Here is a 25,608-nt window from a genome sequence, read left to right on the forward strand (position 1 = left end):
ACAGGTCAACAGGACGACTCCCATGCTCGCCCCTGTCGTCCGCTTGCGTTGTTCCACCTACCGCAGGAGCCGTGAAGAAGTCATGTCCGATTCCCCGCCGCCGGTTGTCCCCACCGTCATCGAACAGTCCTCACGCGTCCTGCAGACCTACGCGGTCGATCCCGGTCTCGTCCCGGAACACGCGAACGGAGAACGCCGTATCACGCAGGGAGGATACGGTGACCGTCAACTCTTCGAACTCGTGCAGAACGCGGCCGACGAGATCTCGGCGGAGCCCGGCGGTTCCGTCCAGGTCATCCTCACCGAAACGCACCTCTACTGCGCCAACGAGGGTGACCCGGTGACCCCCGAAGGTGCCGAGACCATTCTCCGGATGAGCATGTCGCGCAAGCGAGGCGGTCAGATCGGTCGTTTCGGCGTGGGTGTGAAATCCGTTCTGGTCGTCACCGACACGCCACAGTTCTTCAGTAGCTCCGGCTCCTTCGGATTCGACCGCGAATGGGCACTGGAAAAGATCCGTTCGGTTCCCGGTGTACGGGAGCGCCTCGGCGATCAGTTCGAGGCGCCGGTGCTACGCATGGCGCGTCCCCTCGACGCGGACGCCGAGCGCGCTCAGGATCCCGTCCTCGACGAACTGCTGCGCTGGGCGACGACCGTCGTCCGTCTGCCCCTGCTCACCGGTGCCGCCGGCAGGTTGGCGCTGGACATGCACGGCGGACGGACGGCCGCCGGTTCCGCCCGTGAGGAGTTCCCGCTCGGGTTCCAGCTCCTCTCCCCCCATGTGGCTAAGGTCGTGCTCGAGGACCGCCGGCCCCGCCCGGCCGTCCGTCGCGTGCTGACCGCCCAGCGGTCCGGGGACCTGCACACCGTGATGGAGGAGCGGACGAACAGACAGCCGGTCACTGCCCGTTGGCGGGTCTTCTCCACCACGCACGAACCCGGTGGCGCCGCGCGCGCCGACGCCGGTGAACTGCACGACCGGCTCGCCCTGGACCTCGCCTGGGCGGTGCCGGCGCTGGAGAAGGACGAGAAGAGCGGGCTGTACGTCAGCCCGCAGTCGCGCGGACGCGGGCGCTTCTGGTCCTTCTTCCCGACCAAGTACGAGATGTCCCTGAGCGGCATCCTCAACGGTGCCTGGAAGACGAACGAGGATCGCCAGAACTTGCTCGACTCCTCGCCGTTCAACGAGGAGATGGTCAAGGTCTCGGCGGGGTTGGTGGTCGACTCCCTCCCTCACCTGGCCCCCGCCGAGGACCCCGCCGCATACCTCCCACTGCTGCCCGGCCGTGTGAAGGAAGCCATCAGCTGGGCCGACGAGTTCCTGACCAGGGAGATCTGGGAGCGGGCCGCGGTTCGTCCGTCGCTGCCCGACCAGGAGGGTGTGCTGCGCGCCCCCGTCGAGCTGTGTGTCCCTCCGCGTCTCGACAAGGAACGGAGTGTCGGTTGGCTGCGGATGTGGCACGAGTCCCCCGGCCGGCCGTCGAACTGGCTGCACCCGAACGCCGAGGCCGACACGCTGCGTTCGGGCAAGGTCGAGCACGTTCTCGTCGCGGCCGGACACAAGCGGGCCGATGTGCGTGCGTGGCTGGAGGCACTGGTCGAGTGCGGGACCGCCGAGGCGTCCGCGACGGCGATCCGCATTCTCGCCGACATGGTCGAGGCCGGGTCGCCGTACGCCGAGGAAGCCCGCAGAGCGAAGATCGTCCTCACCGAGGAACACGGTCTGGTCCCCCCGGTCCCCGGTCAGGTGTACCGCCGCGCCGACGAGGACGGGCTGCGCGAATCCCTGGTCTACGTGGTCGGGGAGATCGCGCGGAGGCAGGATCTGGCTGCCGCACTCAACCTGCTCGGCATCCGGGAGGCGGATGCCGAGGGCCGGTTCATCAGCATCCTCGACCAGGGTTTCGGCGGCTACGGAAGCTCCGAATGGGAGCGTTTCTGGGACCTGTTCCGCCAGGCGGGCGGGCGTCAGTTGACCCACACCGTGCTCCGACTCGTACCGGACGCCCGGAAGACCCTGCGCGTACGGACCGCGGACGGAAAGTTCCGTCCCGTCCGCGACTGCATGCTGCCGGGCGCGGTGGTCGACACGGAACGGGACCCGAGCATCGCCGTCGACACCCGCTTCCACTCCGACGACCTCGCCTTCTTCCGCGAGATCGGCCTGCGGGAACGGCCGTCCACCTCGGTGCGCCCGGAGGGCGAGAGCTGGTTCGACGAGTATCGGGAAGCAGTCCACTCCGCCTATCTGCGAAGTCTGGACCAGCGGGCTCCCCGCCCGACCATCAACCGTATGAAGGTGGAGGGGTCCGCGATCGGTGGCCCGTTGCACCTCTTCCGGTCGCTCTCCGAGGAGTCCCGAGCGGCCTTCCTCAAGGCGCTGCCCGACGACGCGGTGGTGGACAACTGGACGCGTCAGATCGGTGCGCAGTCGAGCACCCGGCAGGCCGTGATGTCGCCGATCCGCTGGATGCTCAAGAAGCACGGGGTCGTGTCCACCTCCCAGGGCATCAAGCCCCTGGTCGAAGCGGTCGGACCCCAGCTCGCCGCCTACCGCGATGTTCTGTCGGTCGCCGACATCTCTCCGGAGAAGGCCCGCAAGCTGCGTCTGCCCACCACAGTCGACGAGGTGCCCGCCGCACGCTGGAAGACCCTCCTCTCGGACGTGACCCGCAGCGAGGACGACGCCTTCGTCGGCAACACCTACGTGATGCTCACCCGGTTCGGGGCCGACTTCCCCGAGGACTCACTGACCCGCTGCCGGATCGGCGACACCTGGGACACCCGCCCCGACGACGAGATCACCGTCGCCGTCGGCACGACCGAGTACCGGGCGTTGCGCGCGGAACAACTCCCCGCTCTGCTCGTGGCGACAGCCCAGGACGCCGAGTTGATGGTCGAGAAGTGGGACATGAGGCGCTATGCCGACGCGATCACCAGGGAGACCCGGGAGGCCCCGGACGGTGACCCGGTCCCGCTCGTGGAGCTGTACCCGGGCCTGCGCCAGCGGCTGAGCAGCGGCAACCGGAACACCGTCGTGCAGCGGTGCAGTGAGTTGGAAGAGGTGACCCGGACCCCGAACGCCGCGAAGACCCGCCCTCTGGACGCGGTACGCCAGGGCACCACGGTCAAGGTCCGTGTCCCCTTGGAACCCGAACCGATGCTCCGCCTGATCGACCGCGAGCTGGAGCTCGGACTCGGATCAGCCGGCTGCCGGGCGGTCCTGGAGCACCAGGAGCGGATGGCACGGGACAGCAGGACCCAGGCAGCCCTGAAGGCCGTCCGGGACGCGGACGACGTGGTCACCAAGATCGAGCTGCTGGTCGGCGCGGAAGCCCTGCGTTCCGGACTGCCCGAAGGACTGATGGAGGCCGAACTGGAGTCGACCGGCGGTACGGAGCCCTCGGGGCACCGGATCGCGCAGATGGCCTTCAACGCGCACGGCGACGGAGTGCTCCAGCAGCACGCCCGGGACATCCAGGCCCAGTACCCCAACGCGCCTGTGGCCTACGGGGGTTCGTCGGCGGCCGTGACCTTCGTGTCGGACCTGAGGCTGCCGGCGCCCTTCGCCGGTTCCAGGACGCCGGCTCCGCCCGCCTCCGAGACCGTGGACGGCCCGAAGGACTTCCCCCGGCTCCACGACTACCAGGAGGAACTGGTCCGGAACATCTCCACGCTGCTCGACCGACTGGCGCCGCAGCGCGGCATGTTGTCCCTGCCGACCGGCGCCGGCAAAACCCGTGTCACCGCCGAGGCCGTGATCCGCTGGGTGAAACGGGTGGGCGCCCTGGACGGCCCGCTGCTGTGGATCGCGCAGACCGACGAGTTGTGCGAACAGGCCGTGCAGAGCTGGAAGTTCGTGTGGAACAAGGTGGGCGCGGAAGGACCGCTCACCATCAGTCGGCTGTCGGGCAGCCACGAGGTGGGCAACGTCGTCGACCACCCACATCTCGTCGTCGCCACGGACGCCAAGTTGGAGCGGTGTCTGGACACCGATCAGTACGCCTGGCTGCGGCAGGCCACGCTGGTGATCGTGGACGAGGCGCACACCGCCACCTCCAAGCGGTACACCCAGATTCTGGGCCTGCTGGGACTCACGCGGTACGAGATCGGACGGCATCTGCTCGGTCTGACAGCCACTCCGTTCCGCAACACCAATGAGGAGGAGACCCGTCAGCTCGCCGGCCGTTTCGGCAACCGGCGCCTCGACGAAGGCGTCTTCCCCTCCGGAGATCCTTACCGGGATCTCCAGGAATGGGGAATGCTCGCCCAGGTCGAGCACCGCACGCTGGAAGGCGGCAGCATCGAGCTGACGCGGGAGGAGAAGGTACAGGCCGACCGGATGGCGACCCTCTCCAGCGCCGCCGAGCAACGCCTGGCCGACGACCATGCGCGCAGCCGCCGTATCGTCGACGAGGTGGCCGGCCTGCCGGAGGGCTGGCCGACTCTGCTCTTCGCCACCTCCGTGGATCATGCGAAGTATCTGGCGGCCATGTTGAACGACCGTCGGATCCCCGCCGCCGCTGTGGACTCGACCACCAGTCCCCAGGACCGGCGCCGGCGCATCGAGAACTTCCGCTCCGGTCGGATCCAGGTGCTCACCAACTACGGTGTCCTGACCCAGGGGTTCGACGCGCCCGCCACCCGTGCCGTGGTGGTGGCCCGCCCGGTCTACAGCACCAACCGCTATCAGCAGATGATCGGTCGCGGCCTGCGTGGTCCGAAGAACGGCGGCAAGGACACCTGCCTGATCCTCAACGTCAGCGACAACATCGCCAACTTCGACACCCAACTCGCCTTCAACCAGTTCGAGCACCTCTGGAGCCGGAAGTGACCGACGCCTACCTCGACAGCCCCCCGCTCACCGACGAGCAGCGGGCCGTGGTCGAGCAACCCTGGGACGCGCGCGTACTGGTCACCGCCGGGGCGGGGGCGGGAAAGACGCACACCCTGGTGCGTCGACTCGACGCACTGTGCGGTCGGCAGGACCCGGAGGAGGCGTTGGAGGCCGCCGAGATCCTGGTGCTCACGTTCTCGCGGGCGGCCACCCGCGAGTTGCGCGAGCGGATCTCCCGGCACGGAGAACGGGCCCGCCGGGTGCGCGCCCGGACCTTCGACGCCTGGGCCTACGAGGTACTCCTCCGCGCACATCCCGACGGCGAGTGGGGAGCGGTCGGCTTCGAGGAGCGGATCGCCGCCGCAACCCGCGCGGTCGAGAAGGGCGCGCTGGAGATCGGCGACGCCGTCCCGCCCGCCCACGTGATGATCGACGAGGTCCAGGACCTGCTGGGCGGCCGCCGCGAGCTGGTGGAGACGCTGCTCGACCGGTACCAGGACAGCTGCGGCTTCACCGTCGTCGGGGACGCCGCCCAGTCCGTCTACGGCTTCCAGATCGCGGACCCGGGCGAAAGGGTCGACGAGACCGGCCGATTCTTCGACTGGCTGCGCTTCTCGTACCCCGACGACCTGGTGGAGCTGCGTCTCACCGAGAACTTCCGGGCAACCACCGCCGAGGCCCGCATCGCGCTGGCGCACGGCCCCCTGCTCCAACAGCTCACCGACCCCGACGAGGCGGGAACGCGCTACGACGAACTGCGTGACCTCCTGCTGGACCCGGCGAACGGCATGGGCGACCTCACCGACGAGTTCACCCTGGACGGTCTGCGGAAGCTCTCCGACACCTGTGCCGTCCTCACCCGCGACAACAGCGAGGCCCTCGTGGTGTCCGGCCTGCTGCACGCGCACGGCATCGAGCACCTGCTGAGGCGCCCCCTCGAAGAGCGTCCGGTGCCGTACTGGGTGGCCGAGTTGCTGCGACGTACCGAGGCGACCGGTCTCACCGAGGACAGGTTCCGCTCCCTCCTCGCGGAGATCCCCCTGCCGTACGAACCCGACGCGGCCACCCTGTGGACCACGCTGCGTCGCGTCGCTCGCGGGTCCGGGCGAGGCGTGCTCGACACGGACCGACTGCGCCGCGCGGTCGCCGACGGAAGGTTCCCGGACGAGGCGGCCGACCCGGAGACCGCCCGCATCGTCGTCTCGACCGTGCACCGGGCCAAGGGGCTGGAGTTCGACCGGGTGATCGTCCTGTCTCCGCCGACGGTCGCGGAACTCCACAAGCGGTACAAGGACGAACTGGACCTCCCCGCCGAGGCCCGCGCCCTCTACGTCGCGATGACACGAGCCCGCCACGACCTGTACCACGTGAACCCTCCCGAGCTGCCGCATCTCAGACGGGCAGGACATCGGCGCGAGGGCCGCCGTTACGTCGGGTCGTGGCGGTCGTACGACAGGTACGGGATCGTCGCCGCGGCGAGCGACGTGTCTCGGGACGATCCGCCCGACCACGAGACGGACGCCTCCGCCACCCAGGCATATCTTCTGGAACAGGTCCGTCCCGGGCAGGAAGTGGTGCTGCGCAGGCGCCACGACGTACCGATGGGCGAGACGCAGAGCCCGCCGTACGTCCTGATGCACGACCGGCGGGAGATCGGCGAGGCGTCACAGCGGTTCCGCGAGGAACTGTTCCAGGTGCAGAAGGTGAACCGTGCCTGGGAGCCCTGGTGGCCCGACGAGATCCACGGTCTGCGGATCGACACCCTGGAGAGCGTGACGGGCAGCACCGCCGCCGGTGCCAACGCCGGACTCGGTGACCGAGGCATGTGGATCGCCCCGCGGATCACCGGCATCGGCCGGTACCGGAGAGCCGACAACGACGAGGAGCAGCGCGCATGACGCACGGGACCGACGGGCACTCCGAGCACTACCGGGTCCGGGACGAGGATCTCCTGCTCGGGCTCCGCCGTGAACTCCTCGGCCCCGCCGAGGACGCCGGACCGGAGGACCGGGGCGAGGTGCTCACCCAGGACGCGCCGATCGACCGCTACCTGACCGGCGTGCTGTACCCGCGGGCTGCGGACAAGGACGCGGAGGAGCGGAAGAAGGAGGAGGTCTCCGAGCAGGACGGTCTGGACGTCGCGCCACTGCTGGTCCGCGACGATGTCGAGGAAGCCGGCACCGCGCAGGACCTCGGCAGGTCCGGCGATCGCCGTCCGTCCTCGATGGGTCTGACCTTCGCGGTGCATCCAGGCATAAGCGCCACGATCCTGATCTCGGCACGCGCCGCCGTCTACCGGCCCACCGATACCGCGGGCAGCCCGGTCGAACCTCGCCGCGCCGAAGCCCGCAGCACCTCCGACCAGCAGGAACACTGGCGACGCGAGGAACTCGAACTCCCGAACCACGAGGTCGACGTCACCGCACCTGTCGGCAACGCGCGGCACGACCTGCACGACGGGGTCGCCCTACGCGTCACCGTTCGACGGCCCGACCCGACCACCGGCACGGTCACGATCACCGTGACGCTGGTCAACGAACACAGGGTCGGCAAGTGGGACCTCCAGGACGCCTTCTCCCTGTTCCAGTGCGGTCTGACGATACGGACCGCCGACGGCTCCACGGCGTTCGTCGAGCGTCCCGCTCCGGGCACCGCCCACGACTCGGAGATCGCCACAAGTCGGTTGCTGCACCGCCATGCCCCGACCTTCGCCGTCGGACACGGCTGCTCCGCCGAGTGGGACTGGGCCCCGACGTCGATCGGTCTGACCGAAACCGTGGACGCAGCGGTCCCCGAGATTCGCAGCCAGTTCGTACCGTCCGTGGAGGTTCTGCTCACCGACTCCAACCCGGAGATCGACAGCTCGGCTCTGTCCATGCTGGGACTGGCGGAGTCGGCCGACACGGAGATCCTGACCACTCTGGAGAACCTCGCCGACGGCTACGAGCGGTGGATCTCCCGCAAGGCGGCCGAGGCGGAGGACCTGGTGGGCGGCCACCACGAGACACCCGCGCGGGACCAGGTGGAAGCTTGCCGCGAGGCACTCGATCGGATCCGTGAGGGCATCGATCTGCTGCGGACCGAGCCCGACGTACTGCGGGCCTTCCGGTACGCCAACCGCGCCATGGCGGAGCAGCGCGCCCGCAGCAAATGGGTCAAGGACGGACGCGTCGGCACCCCCGACCTGGCCGCCGGCCACTGGCGCCCTTTCCAGATCGCTTTCGTGCTGCTCTGTCTGGCCGGCATCGACGACTCCGAGCACCACGACCGAAAAGTCTCCGACCTGTTGTGGTTCCCCACCGGTGGCGGCAAGACAGAGGCCTACCTCGGGCTGATCGCCCTCACGGCGTTCCTGCGTCGCATCCGAAAGGGGGCGGACGGCGGCGGTGTCACCGTCCTCATGCGCTACACGCTGCGCCTGCTCACTCTCCAGCAGTTCGAGCGCGCCGCGATCCTGCTCTGCGCCATGGAGCAGATGCGGCGCCGCACACCCGAGCTGGGCGACGAAGCGTTCTCCGTCGGTATGTGGGTGGGCCGTTCGGCCACCCCCAACACGCTGGCCAAGGCCGAGGAGAAGCTCGGCGAGCTGCGCAGAAGTCTCGACAAGCGCCTCGCCACCGAGAACCCGGTCCAGTTGCACGCCTGTCCCTGGTGCGGGACCCGTCTCGACGCCCGCGACTACGAGGTCGACGAGGACGCCAGGCGGATGTACGTCCGTTGTCCCGGCAAGGGCTGTGACTTCGCCGACGGCCTGCCCGTCCACCTGGTCGACGAGGCGGTGTACGACGCACGACCGACCTTGGTGATCGCCACCGTCGACAAGTTCGCCTCGATGCCGTGGCGGCCGGCGACCGCAGCACTCTTCAACCGCGACGACCCTGCCGACGGCACCCCTCCCCCGGAACTGATCGTCCAGGACGAACTCCATCTGATCTCCGGCCCGTTGGGGACACTCACCGGTCTCTACGAGACCGCCGTGGACGCCCTCTCCGACCACCCCAAGGTGATCGCTTCCACAGCGACCATCCGCCGCGCCGCCGACCAGGGTCGTCACCTTTTCGCCCGCGAAGTGCGGCAGTTCCCACCCGCCGGCCTGGACTCCCGCGACTCGTGGTTCGCAGTCGAGACACCCCGCGAGGAGAAGGCGAGCCGGCGCTACGTCGGTCTCTTCGCTCCCGGTACCAGCCAGTCCACCCTGCTGATCCGCACCTACGCCACCCTGCTGCACCGGGCCAAGCACGCGGACACGAAGGACGAGGTGCGTGACGCGTACTGGAGCCTTGTCGGGTACTTCAACAGCCTTCGTCTGCTGTCGGCGGCCGAACTGCAGGTCCACGACGACGTGGTGGCCTACCTGGAACTGCTCGCCGAGCGAGAGGGAGTGACGGCCCGGTCGGTCGCCAACTACTCGGAGCTGACGAGCCGAGTCGACGCCAGTGAGATCCCGACCCGGCTCAAGGGCATCGAGAAGAAGCTGCCCGACGAGGACACCGTGGACGTCCTCCTGGCCACCAACATGATCGCGGTGGGCGTGGACGTGGATCGCCTCGGGCTGATGGCCGTGATGGGTCAACCGCAGACGACGGCCGAGTACATCCAGGCCACCAGCCGGGTGGGCCGCGCGCACCCCGGTCTGGTCGCGGTCATGCTCAACTCGGCGCGATCCCGGGACCGTTCCCACTACGAAAGCTTCCAGCACTTCCACTCGGCGCTCTACCGGGAGGTCGAGTCCACATCGGTCACCCCGTTCTCCGCGCGCGCCCGCGAGCGGGGCTTGCACGCGGTGGTCGTGGCCCTCACCCGCATTCTGATCCCGGCAGCTCGTCCGAACGACAGTGCCGCGGCGATCGAGTCGTACGAGGACACTGTCCGGGGTGAGGTCAAGGACATCCTGCTGCGCCGCGTCCGCGCGGTCACTCGGACGGAGCTCGATGCCGTTTCCCACGCCTTCGACGAGTTCGTCGACTGGTGGTGCGAGGAAGCCGACAACCACACCGGACTGCTCTTCGAACCTCGACGGGGCAACCGTGCCCCCTCGCTCCTGAAGTCGTACGACGACGAGTCCGAGGGCGCCGAGGCATGGTCCACGCTGTGGAGTCTGCGCGACGTCGACGCCGAGTCCGCCCTGTTCATGGAAGGAACCCGATGACCCCGCCCCCCGCCCGTCGGCGCCGTTCGACCGCGAACGGCGGAACGCCCGTCCACAACCTGCCGAGGCGTGGCACGGTCCGCCGCGCCCAGGCGATCACCACGTACGGTGTCGGATCGCTCATCGCCGTCGACCACGAGTCGTTCGTCGTCTCCGGCCTTGACTACGCCGAGAAGAGTTGGAAGGCCGACGAGTCCCCACAGGTACACGAACGACGGCTGGCCCGCTTGCTCGACGTCGATTGTTTCCGACTGCCGCCGGCCTCCGACGACGACAGCAAGGACGGCATGCGGGTCCGACGCTTCCCGTTGATGCACTCCTGTCCCGAATGCATGGAACTCCAGCGCCACCGCGACTTCAACCCGCCCGAAGGGCGAAGCGTGTGCGGTACGTGCGAGGTCGACCTCATCCCATCCCGCTTCGTCGTCGCGTGCGAGGCCGGGCACCTCGGTGAGTTCCCGTACTGGCAGTGGGTCCACCGCTCCCCCGAGCACGGGGCCGAGGCCGCCGGGCAGTGCGGCGGGAAGCTCAGGCTGCGCTCGTCCGGGCGCACGTCCTCGCTCCGCTCGATTCTCGTCTCGTGCACCTGCGGAAAGGCTCCCGAAGTCTCTATGGAGGGCTCCTTCCGCAGGAACGCGTTGAAGGATCTCGGGCTCAAGTGCCGAGGAACCCAGCCCTGGCTCGGCGCGTCCGCTCAGGCCGGGGGCTGCGGGCTCCCACTGCGCACGCTTCAACGCGGTTCCTCCGCCGTGTGGCAACCGGTGTTGAGGTCGGCGCTCTCCATCCCGCCGTGGAGCAACGGCCGCGCTGATCCGCTCGCCGAACACTGGGGAGCGCTCCGCGAGTACGACACGCGCGAACACGTCGGCATCTACCTCCAAGGCGCCTTCCAGGGAAAGTGCCCCGTCCCACTGGACGACGTGATGGCACTGCTCGACGCAGAACGCGAGGAGGACCCCGACGGCAGCGGGGACCACTCCTTCGACCACCGCTACCGCGCCCTGCGCAACAAGGAGTACGAGCGTCTCCGCTCGGGCAACGACGAGAGCGAACACTCCCGCGACGAACAGTTCATCTGCGAGACCCCGTTGGGCGACGCGGGTGTGCTCGACCCGCTGGGCGTCACCGGCCCGATGCTGGTCAAGAAGCTCCGCGAGGTACGCGCCTTGAAGGCGTTCACCCGCCTCGTCGACCCCGAATCGTCCGCCGAGTCTCACGAGATGCCGCTCTCCGCCGCTCGCATGCGATGGCTCCCGGCCATGGAGGTCCACGGCGAGGGGGTCTTCCTCCGGCTGGACGAGAACCGACTCGACACCTGGGAGAAGAAGTCCGTGGCCATAGCAGCCCGGACGGAGCGGATGCGCACCGCTCACCAGCGAGTACTGGAGCAGCGGGCCGGAGAGCAAGGCCAGGCCGCCCCCTCCCCCGTCACTCCGCGCATGGTTCTGCTGCACACCTTGGCGCACGTCCTCATCAACGAATGGAGTCTGGAGGCCGGATACCCTGCCGCGGCTCTCCGCGAACGTCTGTACGCCGACGACGACATGGCGGGCGTGCTGATCTACACGGCGACGAGCGATTCGGCGGGCAGTCTCGGCGGCCTTGTCGCTCAAGGTGAACCCGCGCTCCTCGACCGCGCGGTCCGCTCGGCCGTCCGCCGCGCCGAGTGGTGTTCCTCCGATCCACTCTGCATGGAGACCGAGGCGTCCGGCACCGGTGGGACGAACCTCGCGGCCTGCCACGCCTGTGTGATGCTCCCGGAGACGAGCTGCGAGCACAACAACATCCTGTTGGACCGCGCACTGCTCGTCGGCACCCCGGACGAACCCCGTCTGGGCTTCTTCGCGGACATGGTGGAGCAGTGACCTCCCGTCCGGCCGCAGGGGCAGCGCAGAAGGCCGCTCGCTCCGGATCCGATCCGAGGACAAGCTCGGACCGGTGACGGACAGCACCCCCATTCAACTCACCACGACGGTCGCCGACTGGCTGTCGAAACGCCGCTGAGCCCGGTCCAGGATCTCTTCCTCGTCACAGCCGTGCGCCCGAAGCCAGTGGAGGAAGTCGGTGATCACATCGATCACCGCTTCCTCGGCCAGGGCCGTGCTCAGCCGGGTCGACTCGGGCTCGTCCGACAGCTTCACCTCCGCATAGAGGTCCAACAGGGCTTCGGCTCTCACGACACCGGGTGCTGCGACATCACCGTTGCGTGCAGCCGGCACCGAGGCCAGCTCGCACCACGTCGCCTTCCGGTCATCGAGGAGCCGAACGCCCCAACGGTCGGCCATGGCGGTGATGAGCTCCAGACCCCGCCCCGTCTCGGAATCGGCTCCTCCGGCGACGAGCGTGGGCAGAGCACGGGTGTCGGGGTCATGGACCTCGATGCGCAGACGGGTTCCCCTCATGGAGACGGCGAGCGTACTGGGGGTACCGGGTCCGACGTGGGTGATCACGTTGGAGACCAGCTCGCTGACGCAGAGTTGGGCAGCGTCGATGAGCTCCTCCAAGTCCCAGAGCCCCAAGTGGCCCCGCAGAACACGCCGTACCTCTGACACCTCCTCGGGCTCCGCCAAGAAGTGATGTTTCCACGGCTCTCGTGACACGCACGCCTCCCGGATCACGCAGACCCCTCCAGTCGGATGTCGCTCCTCCGATCTCGTGATCGGCGGAGAGTTACGTGCACTCACAGTGAGTTGCACCACCGGAAGAATGACCTGCGCTCATCCCGAAATGCAATGTGCACGGAGGGATTCCCACTTCTGAGTGATTGGCAAGCATGCCCCTTGGCACGAAACTGAATGCCGGCTACTGAAAAGGGTGTTGGGCATGGCGGGTTCACCGACGGCACGCCGTCGTCGTCTCTCGATCGAGCTGAAGAAGCTGCGCGAGGCCAACGCCCTCACCTGTGCCCAAGTGGGTGCGGCGCTGGACTGGAGCGGCTCCAAGGTCAATCGGATGGAGACGGGAAGCGGCAGGGTCCAGCCGTCCGACATCGACGCACTGTGCCGCTATTACGAGACCGGCGACGAGCTGCGGGAGTTCCTGAAGTCTCTTGCGCGCCAGGCCAAGACGCGCGGCTGGTGGCAGGAACACGGAACGGGGGTGCCCCCGTGGTTCTCGATCTACATCGGCCTGGAGCAGGAAGCCTCGACGTTCCGCCAGTACCAGTGCGAACTGCTTCCCGGGCTCATGCAGACCCCGGCGTACGCCTGCGAGCTTCACAAGGCAGGGGCCCATATGCCCGCCCAGGACATCGACCGGGCAGTGCGTGTACGCATGGAGCGCCAGGTCATGCTGACCCGCTCCAAGGCTCCGGACGCCTGGTTCGTCGTGAACGAGGGGTCCCTCCGCAATGTCATCGGCGAGCGAGCGTTGATGAGGGAGCAACTCGAACGTGTCCTGGAGTCCGCAGAGTTGCCGAGCGTCACCCTTCAGGTCCTCCCGTTCGATTCAGGCACCTACCCGGCCACGGGTTCATTCACGATGCTCGGTTTCCCCGACCAGGAGGACCCGGACATCGTCTACCGGGACGGCATCACCGATGCCGTCTACCTCGAAGGGGAGCATCATGTGCGGGAGTACACCAGGGCGTTCGACGGCTTGAGGGCCGCCGCCCTGAGTCCTCAGAGATCTGCCCGGCTGGTCGAATCCGTTCTTAAGGAATACGCACGATGAAGATTGCGCGGTCTGCTCCCGAAGTCCCGTCGTCGTGGTTCAAGTCCTCTTACAGCAACGGTGCCGGCGGCGAGTGCGTCGAGTGCGCCCGCATGGACGACCGCTTGCACGTACGCGACTCCAAGCGGACGGGCGGGCCGGTTGTGGTCGTTCGCTCGGGTGCTTGGGCAGTGTTCATACGGGCGTTGGAAGGACGCGCCCTTACGGAGTGACACGGCCGTGAGAGTGGGCGTCACAGCAGTTGCTGTCTGGCCATCCTGGAACGGAATCCGCCATTCGCGGTGATCGCATGGAGATGCGCCGAACTCCTCGCACGAACCTGGCTTGGGACTGCATACACGGCAAGACTGGCAGCCAGCGGTAGCGGCCCGTCCGAGCAGTGTGACGGCCGCCGAACGTCACTGACCGTTCGCTGATTGAGGAGTTCACATGCGTCTACGCAAGCGGGCGATTGCCGCCGTGTTCGTGGCCACCGCAGCCTTCACCGCCCTTGCCCCTCAGGCCATGGCCGCGCCCATGCCTTGGGAAACCAGCAAGACCCCTGCGGCCACCGCTCACCAGACCGCCTCCGCGGCAGCCGACGAAACCGCGTTCACCGTGCTGTGCGTCGGAGGCTGCTACCAGTAGGCGGCCGCCGTGGGGTGTGGGCGGGTGTTCGTGTGCCTCTGTTTCCACAGTGCTGGTCGGGCCGCCCGCTTCTTGGCAGTGTCGTGCTTCCGTGGGCCGCGTAAAGGGCGGCCTCCGGCCGTCGCCTGCGGCGATTCCGCTGCGCTTCACCCTTGACCCGGCCCACGGAAGCACGGGTGAGAAGCGAGCGTGCGGCCTGGAAAGGCGGGTCCCGGCGGGCAAGGATGCGGGCGGGTCGGACAGGCCGTGGGGCGGTGTTGCGGGCGCGGGCTCGTCTCGCCTGCACGCCGGGTTCGGTCGGCGGCTCTCCGCCGTCTGTGGGGTCCATCTCTCCTTCGGCGTTTCTGGCGTGTGTCGTGCGGGGTTCCCCTCCGCCGATCGTCGCGCTCGCTCGGGGCTCCCGATCCCCCTCGCGGTTACTGGCTGTTGCCGTGATTGCAGAATCACCCTGGTGTTATCACTCAGCGTGAGCAATAATCGAGGGAGCGGCTCGTCTGGTTCGCCGGGTGGGGAGCGTGAGTTCGTCGTGTCCCCGCGGGAGTTGGGGTTCGGTGGTTGGAGGGGGGTGGGTGTGGTGGACGGTGGGGTCGGGGTTGCGGGCCTGGACGACTGGGCCGCGTTGTTGCGGGAGCAGGCACCCTGTGGTGAGTCCGCGGCTGCGCTTGACGACCTGCGGAGTGAGTGGCTTTCTCCTCGTGGGCGGATCGATGCCCTCGCCGTGGTGGAGCGGCATCTGTCCTGGATGCAGGCCAAGCAAGTTGAGTTGCTGAATGCTATTTCCGCCCACACCGATGTCCCGAGCGAGGTTCCGGAAGAGGCTGCTCCGGCCGGGGGCGTCGATATGGATGCCGTCTTTCTTGGCGCCTGGGACTGTGCCGTCGAGGAAGTCGCCTGTGCTCTGAGGCTGGCCAACTCCACTGCGGCTCAGCGGCTGGAGACCGCGCGGCTGCTGAGCCGTCGGCATCCGGTCGCCTTGGGGTTGCTGGCCGACGGGGAGATCTCGTACCAGCAGGCCCGGACCGTGGCTGACCAGTGTTCCGTGTTGACGCCGGTCCTTGCCGGGCGGGTCGAGGAGGCTCTCGCAGAGAAAATGCCTCAGCAGGCCGCCGGGCAGACTCGGGCCGCTGTGCGGCGGCAGATTCATCGCGTTGACCCGGCGGGAGCCGAAGCTCGTCATCAGGAGCGTGTGCGGGAGCGGAAGTTGTTGTCCTATCCGCAGGAGGACGGGATGGCTCTGTTCGGGGCCGTGTTGCCCGCTCAGCGCGCCGCGGTGATGGAGCAGGTCGTGGAGGCGTACGCCGTCGGGTACGGGGACGACGGACGCACCCTGGATCAGAAGCGGGCCGACGCGTTGTACGACCTGGTCGTCAGGCCGGAACCCGGTGGGCAGGGCGCTGTCGGGCAAGCGGGTGCCGGTACGGGCGCCGCTGTCGTTCACGTCACCGTGCCGCTCGATGTACTGATGGGGCTCGATGACGGGGCCGGGGAGCTCAAGGGGTACGGGCCCATCAGCGCCTCTCAGGTCAGGGAGATCGCCTTCGCTGCCGGGAGCGTCTGGCGGCGGCTTGTCGTTCGGCCTGAAAGTGGGCTGCTGGTGAAAGCCGATCCCCTGACTTATCGGCCCACCGCGGACACGGTCCGGCACGTTGTCGCCCGGGATCAGTACTGCGCCTTTCCCACCTGTCGGATGCCCGCCCGGCGTTGCGATCTCGATCATGTCCGGCCCTTCGACCACGAGCATCCCGAGCGGGGTGGACCGACCACGCCGGAGAATCTTCAGCCGCTATGTCGGCGCCATCATCGGCTCAAGACTCATCATCCGGGGTGGAGAGTTACCCGCGATCCCCACACCGGTGCCGCCGTCTGGACCGCCCCGACCGGGCACAGGTACGTCAACAAGCCGCCGCCCGTGCTCCGTGGGTGAGGTGTGCCGCCTTGCCTCCTCCGGCTGGGCCTGCAGGGTTCAGCCGGCGGGGCGGCGTGGTGCGTGTTCCAGGAGGGTCTCGGCTGCCGCGCGGGCGTGGCGGCCGTAGTCCGGGTCGTTGAGCACCATCGCGCGGCTCGATACGCCGTCGGCGAGGGTGACGAACTGCTCGGCCAGCAGTTCCGGTTCGGCGATGCCCAGCTCGTCCATGAGGCCCGTCACCAGTGTGAGCATCACGTGCTTCTGTTCGCGTGCGAAGTGGTGGACCCGGCTGGTGGGGTCGGGGTGTTCGACCGCGGCGCCGATGAACGGACATCCCCGGACGACGCCGTCCGGCCACGGCCACACGGTGAACATCGCGAGGAGCCGGTCGCGGGGCGGGATGTCGGTACGCCTCAAAGTCTCCAGCATCGTCATCCCGGACTTCAGGAGGTGGTCCAGTTGCGCCAGGACGAGCTCTTCCTTGGTGGGGAAGTGCGCGTAGAGGGTGCGTTTCGAGACCGGGGCCTCGGCGGCGACATCCTCCATCGTGGTCGCGGCGATGCCCCGCTGCGCGAAAAGGCTGATCGCGGCGGCGAGTACCCGCTCCCTGCCGCCCCGCCCGGCCCTGCGTACCGGTTCGTCACTCATACGCCCAAGTATACGGCAGCGTTTACATGGTGCCGGGATTCGGCTACGGTCTGGCTGGTAAACGTGAACGTGTACTTAAGGAGAGAGCGTGACAACGATGACGAGTGGGCTCCCCCGTGCGGCGGAGCAGCTCATCCGGGGGCGGCGCGCGACCAGGGCGTTCCTGCCCGATCCTGTTCCGGACGAGACGATCGAGGCCGCGTTCGGGCTGGCGGGTGCCGCGCCGTCGAACTCCAACGTCCAGCCCTGGCAGGTCGAGGTGGCCAGCGGGGCCGCGCGGGACAATCTCGCCGAGGCGCTCATAGCCGCCCATCGGGCCGGTCGGCGGACCGTCGATTTCCCGTTCAGCGAGGACACCTTCTCGCCGGCGCACCAGCAGCGGCGTGCGGCGATGGGCGCCGCCCTCTACGGCGCGCTCGGCATCGACCGCGACGACCATGAGCTGCGCGCCGCGTACGACGTCCAGAGCCTCAGTTTCTATGGCGCACCCCACGTCGCGATGGTGTTCGCACCGGATTCGGGCGACCCTCGACTGACCGCCGATGTCGGTATGTACGCGCAGACGCTGCTGCTGGCCCTCAGCGCCTACGGGGTGGCCAGTTGCCCCCAGGCGCTGATGAGTTTCTTCGCCGACACGGTGCGCGAGACACTCAGCCTCACCGGCGGGAAGCTGCTGTTCGGAATCGCGTTCGGTTACGCCGATCCCGCGGCCGCGGTCAACACGGTCGCCGCCGGCCGGGAGCCTCTCGGGGAGACGACCCGATTCCATCGTTGACCGGACGTCCCCCGGGAGCTTCATCGCGGGCCGGGGTGTCCGGTCCGTCCGGGTCTTGGGGTCCGGAGGGCAAGGACGGCTTGGTGGTAGACCGATCCGTCACCCGATCCGTCGTCCGGCGCGAGCCTGGAAGACGTCAAGGGGCAGTTCCTCAAGACCCGTACCGAGCTCGGCACGGTCAACGTCAACAAGGTGGACTGCGGCACGTGCGGGAAGCTGGGCGCGGTGTTCTCGGTCGGCCCGCACAGCCCGAAGACCGTGAGTATCGGCGACAGCGTCGACGTGACGCTCTGCGGCTGATCGGTTCGGAGGGGGCCTCGCCGCTCAGCGACCGGCAACCTTTCCCCTGACGGCTGCCACCACCCTGCGACAGTTCCTCAACTCCTGTGCAGGGAAGGTCATATGAGCCGCGATGCCACCCCCCACCCCCGTACCGGCAAGAGCAGCCCTGGTGACGGCAGCCCCGGTGACGGCAGTCGCAGACGGTTTCTGATCGGAGCCGCGGGCGCTGCCGGCGCCGGGGCGCTCGGCGCGCTGGGGCTGCTGCCCGGTACCGCCAGTGCCGCCGCCGTCACCACCGCCGCCGCGACCGGGACCCTCTACATCGCCAGTGACTCCACCGCCCAGACGTACAACTCCGGCTACTACCCCCAGGCCGGCTGGGGGCAGAAGCTGTCCTCGTTCCTCACCTCGAACATCACCGTGGCCAACCGCGCGATCGGCGGGCGCAGTTCGCGTTCCTTCATCGAGCAGGGGCGGCTGGCCGCGATCCATCAGGTGATCAGGGCGGGCGACTACCTGTTCGTGCAGTTCGGGCACAACGACGCCACCGTGGGCAACGCGGAGCGGTACACATCGCCCGCCGACTACAAGGAGTACCTCCGCAACGACTACATCCGGGCGACCCGGGCGCTCGGCGCGACCCCGGTCGTCGTGACACCCGTCTCGCGGCGCTCCTACAACGCGTCCACCGGGAAGTTCAACGTCTCCTTCCCCGAGTACGTGAACGCCGCGAAGGCGGTCGCGCAGGAGGAGGGTGCCCCGCTCGTCGACCTCTCGGCGGCCAGCCGCGCCTACCTCGACGGCATCGGCGTCGAGGCGTCCAAGGGGATCTTCCTGTGGCTGAACGCGGGGCAGTACCCGAACTTCCCCAACGGGGTCCAGGACAACACCCACTTCCAGGAGCGCGGCGCCGTCGAGATGGCCCGCCTGGTCTCCCGGGCCGTGGCGGGGCTGGGGCTGCCGCTCTCGGGTGAGGTGGTGCCGGGCGTCCGGTAGGGGCGGGTTAGTCTCGGCTCACCGTCGGCACACGGGACCGTCGGGACACGGAACCGTCGGCGCACAGACCCGTCGGGGCACCGTACGAGGGCGTTGAACCAGCGCGCAGCACCAAGGAGGCAGTGATGGCGAAGGTACCGGCCGCGGTGGTGGCCGCGAGTGGACTCATCGGTGGGTACGGGGTCGCTCGCTGGACCAGGAAGCGACAGCTCGGCGGGGTCGTACTCGCCGTCGCCGGGGCGAGTGCCGCCCAGCAGTGGCGGCAGCAGGCGGGCGGCAGGGCGGCGGGGGCACTGACCGCCGCGTACGTCGGAGCCTTCGCCGGATCGCATCCGCTCGCCAAGAAGGTCGGGGCGTGGCCCGCGGTGTTCGGGACGGCCGGGGCCATGGCCCTGGTGTCGTGGGCCGTGGCCGACCGGCGGGGCTGAGACACAGCCCCGCCGGTCGGCGCGGGTCAGCGGGTCGTCACGGGCAGACCTTCGCCGGCGGTCATCGCCAGTAGGTCGTCACCAGGAAGGACGGCCGTACCGGCTCGCCACCGCCGAACGGTCACTCGTCGACGGCCGTGCCGAAGGCCGCGCCGGTGCCCGGCGCGCCGAGCGACTGCGCGCCGTAGAGCCACGAGCCGACCGCGGACAGGCCCTTCGTACCGGCGGACAGGTGCCAGACCACCCCGTCGTGATGGTCCTCGTCCGGCGCGGCGGCCAGCAGTTCGGAGCGGCCGTCGTGGTCCGTGTCGGCGAGCCGCAGCTGGGCGCCCCACAGGTCGCCGGCCTCCGCCGTGCCGGGGATGTCGGTGCTGTTCTGGTCGAAGGACTGGGCACCCGTGGCCGTCAGGCCCTCGGCCGAGCCGCGCAGCAGCCACACCGCGCCGGCGTCCGCGACCGTACCGATGTCCTCGCCGGGAGCGCCCACGGCGACGTCCGCGTAGCCGTCCCCGTCGACGTCGGCGACGGAGAGCTCGGTGCCCCAGGCGTCACCGGGCTCGCCGGCACCGGGCACACCCGGGGAGTTCTGCGTCCACAGCTGGATCGAGCCGCCCGGCCCTTCCTGCTCCTCGTACGCGTCGAGGCCGTCGTCACTTCCGTAGTAGACGCCGATCAGACCTCCCGTCATGCCTTCCGCCTCGTGGTCGGGGCTGCTGTTCTGGCCGGTGACGAGGTCGTCGTAGCCGTCCTGGTCGATGTCGCCCGACGCGCTGGAGACACCGCCGCGCAGGTCACGCCGGTGGGTCACGCCGCTCTCGCCGCCCGCGTAGACCGACGACCAGCCCTGGGCGTAGTCGTCGTCGGGGCCGTAACCCGAGATCACCAGGTCGGCGTAGCCGTCCGAGTCGTAGTTCCCGGTGGTCAGGTAGGCCGGGACGACGGCGCGTCCGGCGGGGTGCGCGGTCGTGTCGAGCGAGTCCGTGTGCCGCAGGGCCCCCGCGCTGTACGTGAACAGTTCCACGCCCCGCCGGTCGGCCACGGCGACGACGTCGCCCGGTGTCTCCCCCGTCAGCCGTGCCGCGGTGGCGACGGAGCCGAAACGCGCCCCGGCGGCCGGGTCCGCGGACGCGACGGTGACGCTGCGGGCGGTGCCGAGTCCCGTCCTGGAGCCGTACAGGACGGTCACCCGTCCGGCGTCCTCCAGCGAACCGACCTCCTCGCCGGGCGCCCCGATCACCGCGTCGTCGTAGCCGTCGGCGTCGACGTCACCCGTGGCGACGGCCGCACCGAAGGAGTCGTACGTCTGCGAGGTGCCCGGGACCCCGGCGGTGGACTGGCTGAAGACCGCGGTACGGGCTCCGGGGACGCTGTCGTTCTTGCCGATGCCGTTGGCCGCGCCGTACTGGACGGTGACGAATCCGGCGCCCTGCTTGCCGGAGACGGTGCCGCTCGGCGCTCCGATCAGGACGTCGTCGTAACCGTCGCCGTCGAAGTCGGAGTTGCGGTCGTTCGCGGAGGTCCCTCCGGGAGTGCCCGCGAAGGAGGCGGGCGCCGCGGCGATACCGAGGCCGGCCAGCAGCAGGAAGGAGGCCGCGGACAGGGCGGCCGAGGCGGTGCGGCGGCGGGCGCGTCTCGCGACGACGGCGCCGGTGGCAGTGGCAGTGGCAGTGGCGGCGGGAGTAGCGCTGGCGGTGGTGGGCTGCTGTGGCTGCTTGCTGGTCATGATCTGTTCCCCCGTTGATGAAGTGTCATGCGACATCGAAGCCATCGAAAACATGGCACGTGCGTGAATTCACCTGTAAAGCCAAGTTGCTTTCACACACGCCCACTTCGACACGAGACGTGCCGGGAGAGTTGTGGCGCCCGAGGGGGCCGTGACGCAGCGGTTACGTCTGTTGCGGTACGCGGACCTCACGGCCGCCGAAGCAGGTCCGCGTCCGGCGCTCCCCTGAACGCCCTCCGGTAGGCCTGCGGGCTCGTCCCCACCACCCGCTTGAACCGGTCCCGGAATGCCGTCGGTGATCCGAACCCCGCCTGGACCGCGATCCGTTCGACCGAGTGGGACGTGCTCTCCAGCAGGTGCTGGGCCCTGCGCACCCGCGCCCGGTGCAGCCACTGCAGCGGCGTCGTGCCGGTCTGTTCGCGGAAACGGCGGTTGAGCGTCCGGGCGCTGGTACCCGCGTGGGCGGCGATGTCCTCCAGGGTCAACTCGCGGTCGGCGTTCTCCTCCAGCCAGTTCAGCAGCGGCTCCATCGTCGTGCCGGCCGGGGCCGGGGGCTGGGCGTGGACAATGAACTGGGCCTGGCCGCCCTCCCGTTCGAGCGGCATGACGGACATCCGGGCGGCGTGGGCGGCGACGGCCGAGCCGTAGTCCTTGCGGATCATGTGCAGGCACATGTCCAGCGCGGCGGCGGCCCCCGCCGAGGTGAGGAACTGGCCGTTGTCGACGTACAGGACGTTGGGGTCGACCGTCACCGCCGGGTGCAGGGCGGCCAGGTCCGCCGCCGCGATCCAGTGGGTCGTCGCCCGCTGCCCGTCCAGCAGTCCGGTGGCGGCGAAGATGAACGCGCCGACGCAGATCGAGGCGATGCGCGTGCCGTTCGCGGCCGCCGCGCGCAGGGCTTCGGTCACCCCGGCCGGCAGCGGGCCCGTCGGGTCGGCGGTGCCGGGCACGATGATCGTGTCCGCGTCGGCCAGCGCCTCCAGCCCGTGGGGCGCCCGCACGGTGAACGCGCCCCCGCTCACCCCCACCTCCTCGGTCAGCGAGCAGACCTTGATCCGGTAGGGCGCGCGGCCGTCGGGCAGCCGGGCCCAGTTGAAGGTGTCGATCGGAGCGGAGAGATCGAACGGAATGACCTGGTCCAGCGCCAGTACGGCCACGGTGTGCATGGCAAGAGCGTAGGTGAACCACGGGTTCCGGCCAAGGAGCCACCTGCGCCATCGGGGAGTCTCGGGGACCTCGTCGACGTACATCTCCCGACAAAGCCTGCCCATCATGCGCCTGGCGAGAATCCGTTGAAGGCTGGCGATACCGCCACTTCCGCAAGATCCGGTACGCCGCCTACCGTCCTCTCGTGACCAAGTTCCTCCTCGTCCTCCACGTCCTCGTCGCGATCGTCGCCATCGGGCCCGTCACTGTCGCGGCCAGCATGTTCCCGCCCAGCGCGCGGCGGGCCCTCGCCGACCCGCTCGATCCACGGGCGGCGGAGACCGTGCGTCTGCTGCACCGGATCTGCCGGGTGTACGCGGCCATCGGCATCGCGGTTCCCGTGCTCGGCTTCGCCACGGCGCTGAGCATGGGTGTACTCAACGACGCCTGGCTGGTCGCGTCGATGGCCCTGACCGGGATCGCCGCGGCCGTCCTCCTGGCGTTGGTGCTGCCGCGCCAGGAGGAGATCCTCGAAGCGGTGGAGGCGGGAGCGAGCGCCGAGCCGGGAACCGGAACTGGAACAGAAACCGGAACCGGAACCGGCACAGGAACCGGGGTCGCCGTCACGTCGGCCTCCGTGACCGTGCAACTCGCCATGTTCACCGGCGTCTTCAACCTGCTCTGGGCCACCGTCACGATCCTCATGATCGTGCGGCCGGGCTCCACGACGGGCGCCTGACGCTCACACCTGGGTGTGGTGCCGACAGGCGAACACCAGCCCGTCCAGCGACTCCTCCGCGTCCTCCCTGAACCGCCGTGCCACGGAGGTGGCGACGAGCACGCCCGCCGCGATGACGAGTGTGCAGAACGCCCACGTCAGGGGCCACACCGCCGCGTCGGGCGGCTCGCGGTGCGTGTGGAACGAGACGTACATGAGCGTGGCCGGGGGCGCCGCCACCAGCAGCAGGGGCCAGGCGAGGGCGTCACGGCGGCCGAAGTACGCGGCCAGGAGCAGGAGCGACACGCTCAGGACGACGATTCCGGGGACGGTCGCCGAGGTCGTCTCGGTGATGGAGCCGGGCGACCCGGGGCGGTTGCGCAGGTTCCAGGGAAGACAGAGGAGGTACGCCGCCGAGGCCAGGGCGGCACCCAGCAGGCGGGTCAGCCAGCGTTCCGTCCAGGGGCGCTTCGACAGCGGGCCCAGCAGCTTCTCGGTCATGGGAACCAGAGTTCCCCTGTCGTACACAGGGCCGACAGAGTACGCGTACTCAGTTCCCGTCCGTTCCCGTCCGTTCCCGTCCGTTCCCGCCTGTTCCCCGCCCGTTCCGCTGAGCCGTACGACCGAAGGGAACGGAACACCGCTCACAGGCGTCGCTACTCATGCGCGTCGCCACTCGGCGGCGTCGTCGGCGAATTGGGCTTTCGGGAGGTCCGACGTGAGTGATGTATTCGTTGTCGCCACTGTCACCGCGAGCATCGCAACAGTCGTCGGTGCGTTGACGTACCCCCTCGTCCGGCTCGACCTCGGCCCGGCCGGCGCGCTCCTGGCCTCCGGAGTCACCGCCGTGGCCGTGGGCGTCGGCTGGCTGCTGGTGCTCTTTCACGCACTGCTCGGCTTCGCGGTCGGGGTCGTGGTCTATCTGGTGGCGCGCCGGAAGCTGACGGGGGCGCAGGCGGCGGTGGCCGGCGCCGTCAGTTATGTCGTCGGCACGCTGTTGTCCGTCGGGGCGCTGATCGTGGCGCTCAGCGGCATGTAGCGCGAGCCGCACGGCCCAGGGCGCGCGGGACGCACCCCTCTCCACGCCCACCCGGGCCGCCCCTCACCCCCCCCATGCCCCTACGCCTTGGCGCCCGGCGACTCCGCCGTCGACAGGGGGCTCGCGATGTCCTCCAGGGAGCGCCCCTCCGCCCGTACCGCGAGGGCCGCCGCGACCAGGCCCGCCGCGCACATCAGGCCGGCGCCGATCTGGAAGGCGAGGACCGTGTCGCCGACGACGCCCGTGCTGGTCAGCTCCGAGAAGATCAGCGGGCCGCTGATGCCGCCGGCCGCGGTGCCGATGGCGTAGAAGAAGGCGATGGCCATCGCCCGGGTCTCCATCGGGAAGATCTCGGAGACCGTCAGATACGCGCTGCTCGCGCCCGCCGACGCGAAGAACAGGACCACGCACCAGCACGCGGTCAGCGTGGTCGCGCTCAGCGAACCCCGGTCGAAGAGCCAGGCCGTGCCGAAGAGCAGGACGCCGGAGAGCAGATACGTGGACGAGATCATGATCCGGCGGCCCACGGTGTCGAAGAACTTGCCGAGGAGCAGCGGGCCGAGGAAGTTGCCGACCGCGATGACGGCGAAGTAGTAGCCGGTCTTCGAGGTCGACACGTCGAAGAACTTGGTGAGGATCGCGCCGAAGCCGAAGGTGATCGCGTTGTAGAGGAACGCCTGCCCGATGAAGAGGGACAGGCCGAGGACGGCGCGTTTGCGGTACGTCGTGAAGACCGTGCGGGCGATCATGCCGAACCCGATGCTCTTGCGCTGGTGGATGGTGATCTCACCCTGGGGCGGCGGGAGTTCGCGTCCGGTCTGCTCCTCGATCTGCCGCTCGGCCGAGGAGACCAGGCGTTCCGCCTCCTCCCCCTTGCCGTGAATGAACAGCCACCGCGGGCTCTCGGGGACGTTGCGGCGTACGAGCAGGATCACCAGGCCGAGGACGACGCCGAGGGCGAAGGTGAGCCGCCAGCCGATGTTCATCGCGAACAGGCTGGTGTTCAGCGCGACGATCGACAGGAGCGAGCCGGCGATCGCGCCGAGCCAGAAGCTGCCGTTGATGATCAGGTCGACCCGGCCGCGGAACTTCGACGGGATCAGCTCGTCGATCGCCGAGTTGATGGCCGCGTACTCGCCGCCGATTCCGAAGCCGGTGAGGAAGCGGAAGAGGAGGAACCACCAGGTGGAGAAGGAGAGCGCCGTCATGGCGGTGGCCACGAGGTAGACGGCCAGGGTGACCATGAACAGCTTGCGGCGGCCGAAGATGTCCGTGAGCCGTCCGAAGACCAGGGCGCCCGAGCAGGCTCCGGCCACGTACAGCGCGGCCGCGATGCCGGTGACCTGCGCGGCCGAGATGGGCAGTCCGCTGCCGGACTCGGAGAGCCGCCCCGCGATGTTGCCGACGACGGTGACTTCCAGGCCGTCCAGGATCCAGACGGTGCCGAGCCCGATGACGATGGTCCAGTGCCAGCGCGACCAGGGCAGCCGGTCGAGGCGGGCGGGCACGGCGGTGGTGACGGCTCCGGTGTCCGCGGATCCGGCGTCGGTGACGGCCATGGCACCCCTCCTGCGGCTCGGGAACATTTCCCCGAGTTCCCCGATCCGCCGCGCTCTCACCTGCCACTCTCACGCGCTTCGGCTGCGGGCCGGCGGGGGTCGG

Annotated in this window: 19 protein-coding genes; 13 read left to right on the forward strand and 6 right to left on the reverse strand. The window is 69.2% G+C overall.

All coding sequences use genetic code 11. The features are described 5' to 3' along the window. Positions 1 to 82: 82 nt before the first annotated feature. The 4 genes from ACLVWQ_RS24340 to drmB are packed head-to-tail and all read left to right on the forward strand — an operon-like array spanning position 83 to position 11,851. The gene (locus tag ACLVWQ_RS24340; protein WP_414111280.1) at positions 83 to 4,834 is read left to right on the forward strand and encodes a DEAD/DEAH box helicase; all 4,752 of its coding nucleotides are present in this window, start codon (positions 83 to 85) and stop codon (positions 4,832 to 4,834) included. Then, positions 4,831 to 6,735: a UvrD-helicase domain-containing protein gene (locus ACLVWQ_RS24345; RefSeq protein WP_414111281.1), complete on the forward strand. Its 1,905-nt coding sequence runs from the start codon at positions 4,831 to 4,833 to the stop codon at positions 6,733 to 6,735. The genes ACLVWQ_RS24340 and ACLVWQ_RS24345 overlap by 4 nt, the downstream gene beginning before the upstream one ends. Further along, complete coding sequence (locus tag ACLVWQ_RS24350) at positions 6,732 to 9,986, forward strand: helicase-related protein (RefSeq protein WP_414111282.1); 3,255 nt, start codon at positions 6,732 to 6,734, stop codon at positions 9,984 to 9,986. The genes ACLVWQ_RS24345 and ACLVWQ_RS24350 overlap by 4 nt, the downstream gene beginning before the upstream one ends. Then, a complete protein-coding gene (drmB, locus tag ACLVWQ_RS24355; RefSeq protein ID WP_414111283.1) occupies positions 9,983 to 11,851 on the forward strand; it encodes a DrmB family protein in 1,869 nt (622 codons plus the stop codon). The genes ACLVWQ_RS24350 and drmB overlap by 4 nt, the downstream gene beginning before the upstream one ends. A gap of 93 nt (positions 11,852 to 11,944) precedes the next feature. Here drmB and ACLVWQ_RS24360 read toward each other — a convergent pair whose 3' ends face one another. Continuing rightward, positions 11,945 to 12,556 (reverse strand): ATP-binding protein, encoded by a 612-nt coding sequence (locus ACLVWQ_RS24360; protein WP_414111284.1) that lies wholly within the window; start codon positions 12,554 to 12,556, stop codon positions 11,945 to 11,947. Positions 12,557 to 12,809: 253 nt separating this feature from the next. On the opposite strand from ACLVWQ_RS24360, the gene ACLVWQ_RS24365 reads away from it, so the two are divergent. From ACLVWQ_RS24365 to ACLVWQ_RS24380, 4 genes are all read left to right on the forward strand, one after another. Next, positions 12,810 to 13,658 carry a helix-turn-helix domain-containing protein gene (locus ACLVWQ_RS24365; RefSeq protein WP_414111285.1) on the forward strand — a complete coding sequence of 283 codons (849 nt, stop codon included), beginning with the start codon at positions 12,810 to 12,812 and terminating at the stop codon, positions 13,656 to 13,658. Next, a complete protein-coding gene (locus ACLVWQ_RS24370; protein ID WP_414111286.1) occupies positions 13,655 to 13,870 on the forward strand; it encodes a DUF397 domain-containing protein in 216 nt (71 codons plus the stop codon). Before ACLVWQ_RS24365 ends, ACLVWQ_RS24370 begins: the two co-directional genes overlap by 4 nt. A gap of 217 nt (positions 13,871 to 14,087) precedes the next feature. Further along, entirely contained in the window at positions 14,088 to 14,285 is a 198-nt protein-coding gene (locus ACLVWQ_RS24375; RefSeq protein ID WP_414111287.1) for a hypothetical protein, read from the forward strand. Between the two features lie 565 nt (positions 14,286 to 14,850). Further along, entirely contained in the window at positions 14,851 to 16,209 is a 1,359-nt protein-coding gene (locus ACLVWQ_RS24380; protein ID WP_414111288.1) for a DUF222 domain-containing protein, read from the forward strand. 39 nt (positions 16,210 to 16,248) lie between these two features. Here the strand turns inward: ACLVWQ_RS24380 and ACLVWQ_RS24385 are convergent, their stop codons facing one another. Continuing rightward, the gene (locus tag ACLVWQ_RS24385) at positions 16,249 to 16,839 is read right to left on the reverse strand and encodes a TetR/AcrR family transcriptional regulator (protein WP_414111289.1); all 591 of its coding nucleotides are present in this window, start codon (positions 16,837 to 16,839) and stop codon (positions 16,249 to 16,251) included. 97 nt (positions 16,840 to 16,936) lie between these two features. On the opposite strand from ACLVWQ_RS24385, the gene ACLVWQ_RS24390 reads away from it, so the two are divergent. From ACLVWQ_RS24390 to ACLVWQ_RS24400, 3 genes are all read left to right on the forward strand, one after another. Further along, complete coding sequence (locus ACLVWQ_RS24390) at positions 16,937 to 17,614, forward strand: nitroreductase (protein WP_414111337.1); 678 nt, start codon at positions 16,937 to 16,939, stop codon at positions 17,612 to 17,614. A 402-nt stretch (positions 17,615 to 18,016) separates the two neighbouring features. After that, a complete protein-coding gene (locus ACLVWQ_RS24395) occupies positions 18,017 to 18,892 on the forward strand; it encodes a rhamnogalacturonan acetylesterase (protein ID WP_414111290.1) in 876 nt (291 codons plus the stop codon). A 125-nt stretch (positions 18,893 to 19,017) separates the two neighbouring features. Further along, positions 19,018 to 19,320 carry a hypothetical protein gene (locus tag ACLVWQ_RS24400; RefSeq protein ID WP_414111291.1) on the forward strand — a complete coding sequence of 101 codons (303 nt, stop codon included), beginning with the start codon at positions 19,018 to 19,020 and terminating at the stop codon, positions 19,318 to 19,320. 121 nt (positions 19,321 to 19,441) lie between these two features. Here the strand turns inward: ACLVWQ_RS24400 and ACLVWQ_RS24405 are convergent, their stop codons facing one another. Together ACLVWQ_RS24405 and ACLVWQ_RS24410 are read right to left on the reverse strand one after the other, a co-directional pair. Beyond that, positions 19,442 to 21,043 carry an FG-GAP repeat protein gene (locus ACLVWQ_RS24405; protein WP_414111292.1) on the reverse strand — a complete coding sequence of 534 codons (1,602 nt, stop codon included), beginning with the start codon at positions 21,041 to 21,043 and terminating at the stop codon, positions 19,442 to 19,444. Between the two features lie 188 nt (positions 21,044 to 21,231). Next, positions 21,232 to 22,209 (reverse strand): GlxA family transcriptional regulator, encoded by a 978-nt coding sequence (locus ACLVWQ_RS24410; RefSeq protein ID WP_414111293.1) that lies wholly within the window; start codon positions 22,207 to 22,209, stop codon positions 21,232 to 21,234. Between the two features lie 185 nt (positions 22,210 to 22,394). Here ACLVWQ_RS24410 and ACLVWQ_RS24415 point away from each other — a divergent pair, with 185 nt between their 5' ends. After that, complete coding sequence (locus tag ACLVWQ_RS24415; protein WP_414111294.1) at positions 22,395 to 22,928, forward strand: protease; 534 nt, start codon at positions 22,395 to 22,397, stop codon at positions 22,926 to 22,928. A 3-nt stretch (positions 22,929 to 22,931) separates the two neighbouring features. On the opposite strand, the gene ACLVWQ_RS24420 is transcribed toward ACLVWQ_RS24415, so the two are convergent. Then, complete coding sequence (locus ACLVWQ_RS24420) at positions 22,932 to 23,408, reverse strand: hypothetical protein (protein WP_414111295.1); 477 nt, start codon at positions 23,406 to 23,408, stop codon at positions 22,932 to 22,934. A gap of 217 nt (positions 23,409 to 23,625) precedes the next feature. Between ACLVWQ_RS24420 and ACLVWQ_RS24425 the strand changes: the two genes are divergently transcribed. Then, positions 23,626 to 23,946 (forward strand): hypothetical protein, encoded by a 321-nt coding sequence (locus ACLVWQ_RS24425; RefSeq protein WP_414111296.1) that lies wholly within the window; start codon positions 23,626 to 23,628, stop codon positions 23,944 to 23,946. Between the two features lie 80 nt (positions 23,947 to 24,026). On the opposite strand, the gene ACLVWQ_RS24430 is transcribed toward ACLVWQ_RS24425, so the two are convergent. Then, positions 24,027 to 25,505, reverse strand: coding sequence for an MFS transporter (locus tag ACLVWQ_RS24430; protein WP_414111297.1), 1,479 nt, complete (start codon positions 25,503 to 25,505; stop codon positions 24,027 to 24,029). Positions 25,506 to 25,608 lie beyond the last annotated feature (103 nt).

Source organism: Streptomyces sp. CWNU-52B (assembly GCF_047444975.1).
Lineage (GTDB): Bacteria > Actinomycetota > Actinomycetes > Streptomycetales > Streptomycetaceae > Streptomyces.

What these genes read in the sequence shown, in the direction of transcription:
- ACLVWQ_RS24340 (WP_414111280.1), top strand. Translation starts at nt 83, where the DNA reads ATGTCCGATTCCCCGCCGCCGGTTGTCCCCACCGTCATCGAACAGTCC.
- ACLVWQ_RS24350 (WP_414111282.1), top strand. Translation starts at nt 6,732, where the DNA reads ATGACGCACGGGACCGACGGGCACTCCGAGCACTACCGGGTCCGGGAC.
- drmB (WP_414111283.1), top strand. Translation starts at nt 9,983, where the DNA reads ATGACCCCGCCCCCCGCCCGTCGGCGCCGTTCGACCGCGAACGGCGGA.
- ACLVWQ_RS24365 (WP_414111285.1), top strand. Translation starts at nt 12,810, where the DNA reads ATGGCGGGTTCACCGACGGCACGCCGTCGTCGTCTCTCGATCGAGCTG.
- ACLVWQ_RS24370 (WP_414111286.1), top strand. Translation starts at nt 13,655, where the DNA reads ATGAAGATTGCGCGGTCTGCTCCCGAAGTCCCGTCGTCGTGGTTCAAG.
- ACLVWQ_RS24375 (WP_414111287.1), top strand. Translation starts at nt 14,088, where the DNA reads ATGCGTCTACGCAAGCGGGCGATTGCCGCCGTGTTCGTGGCCACCGCA.
- ACLVWQ_RS24385 (WP_414111289.1), bottom strand. Translation starts at nt 16,839, where the DNA reads ATGAGTGACGAACCGGTACGCAGGGCCGGGCGGGGCGGCAGGGAGCGG.
- ACLVWQ_RS24390 (WP_414111337.1), top strand. Translation starts at nt 16,937, where the DNA reads ATGACGAGTGGGCTCCCCCGTGCGGCGGAGCAGCTCATCCGGGGGCGG.
- ACLVWQ_RS24395 (WP_414111290.1), top strand. Translation starts at nt 18,017, where the DNA reads ATGAGCCGCGATGCCACCCCCCACCCCCGTACCGGCAAGAGCAGCCCT.
- ACLVWQ_RS24400 (WP_414111291.1), top strand. Translation starts at nt 19,018, where the DNA reads ATGGCGAAGGTACCGGCCGCGGTGGTGGCCGCGAGTGGACTCATCGGT.
- ACLVWQ_RS24405 (WP_414111292.1), bottom strand. Translation starts at nt 21,043, where the DNA reads ATGACCAGCAAGCAGCCACAGCAGCCCACCACCGCCAGCGCTACTCCC.
- ACLVWQ_RS24410 (WP_414111293.1), bottom strand. Translation starts at nt 22,209, where the DNA reads ATGCACACCGTGGCCGTACTGGCGCTGGACCAGGTCATTCCGTTCGAT.
- ACLVWQ_RS24420 (WP_414111295.1), bottom strand. Translation starts at nt 23,408, where the DNA reads ATGACCGAGAAGCTGCTGGGCCCGCTGTCGAAGCGCCCCTGGACGGAA.
- ACLVWQ_RS24430 (WP_414111297.1), bottom strand. Translation starts at nt 25,505, where the DNA reads ATGGCCGTCACCGACGCCGGATCCGCGGACACCGGAGCCGTCACCACC.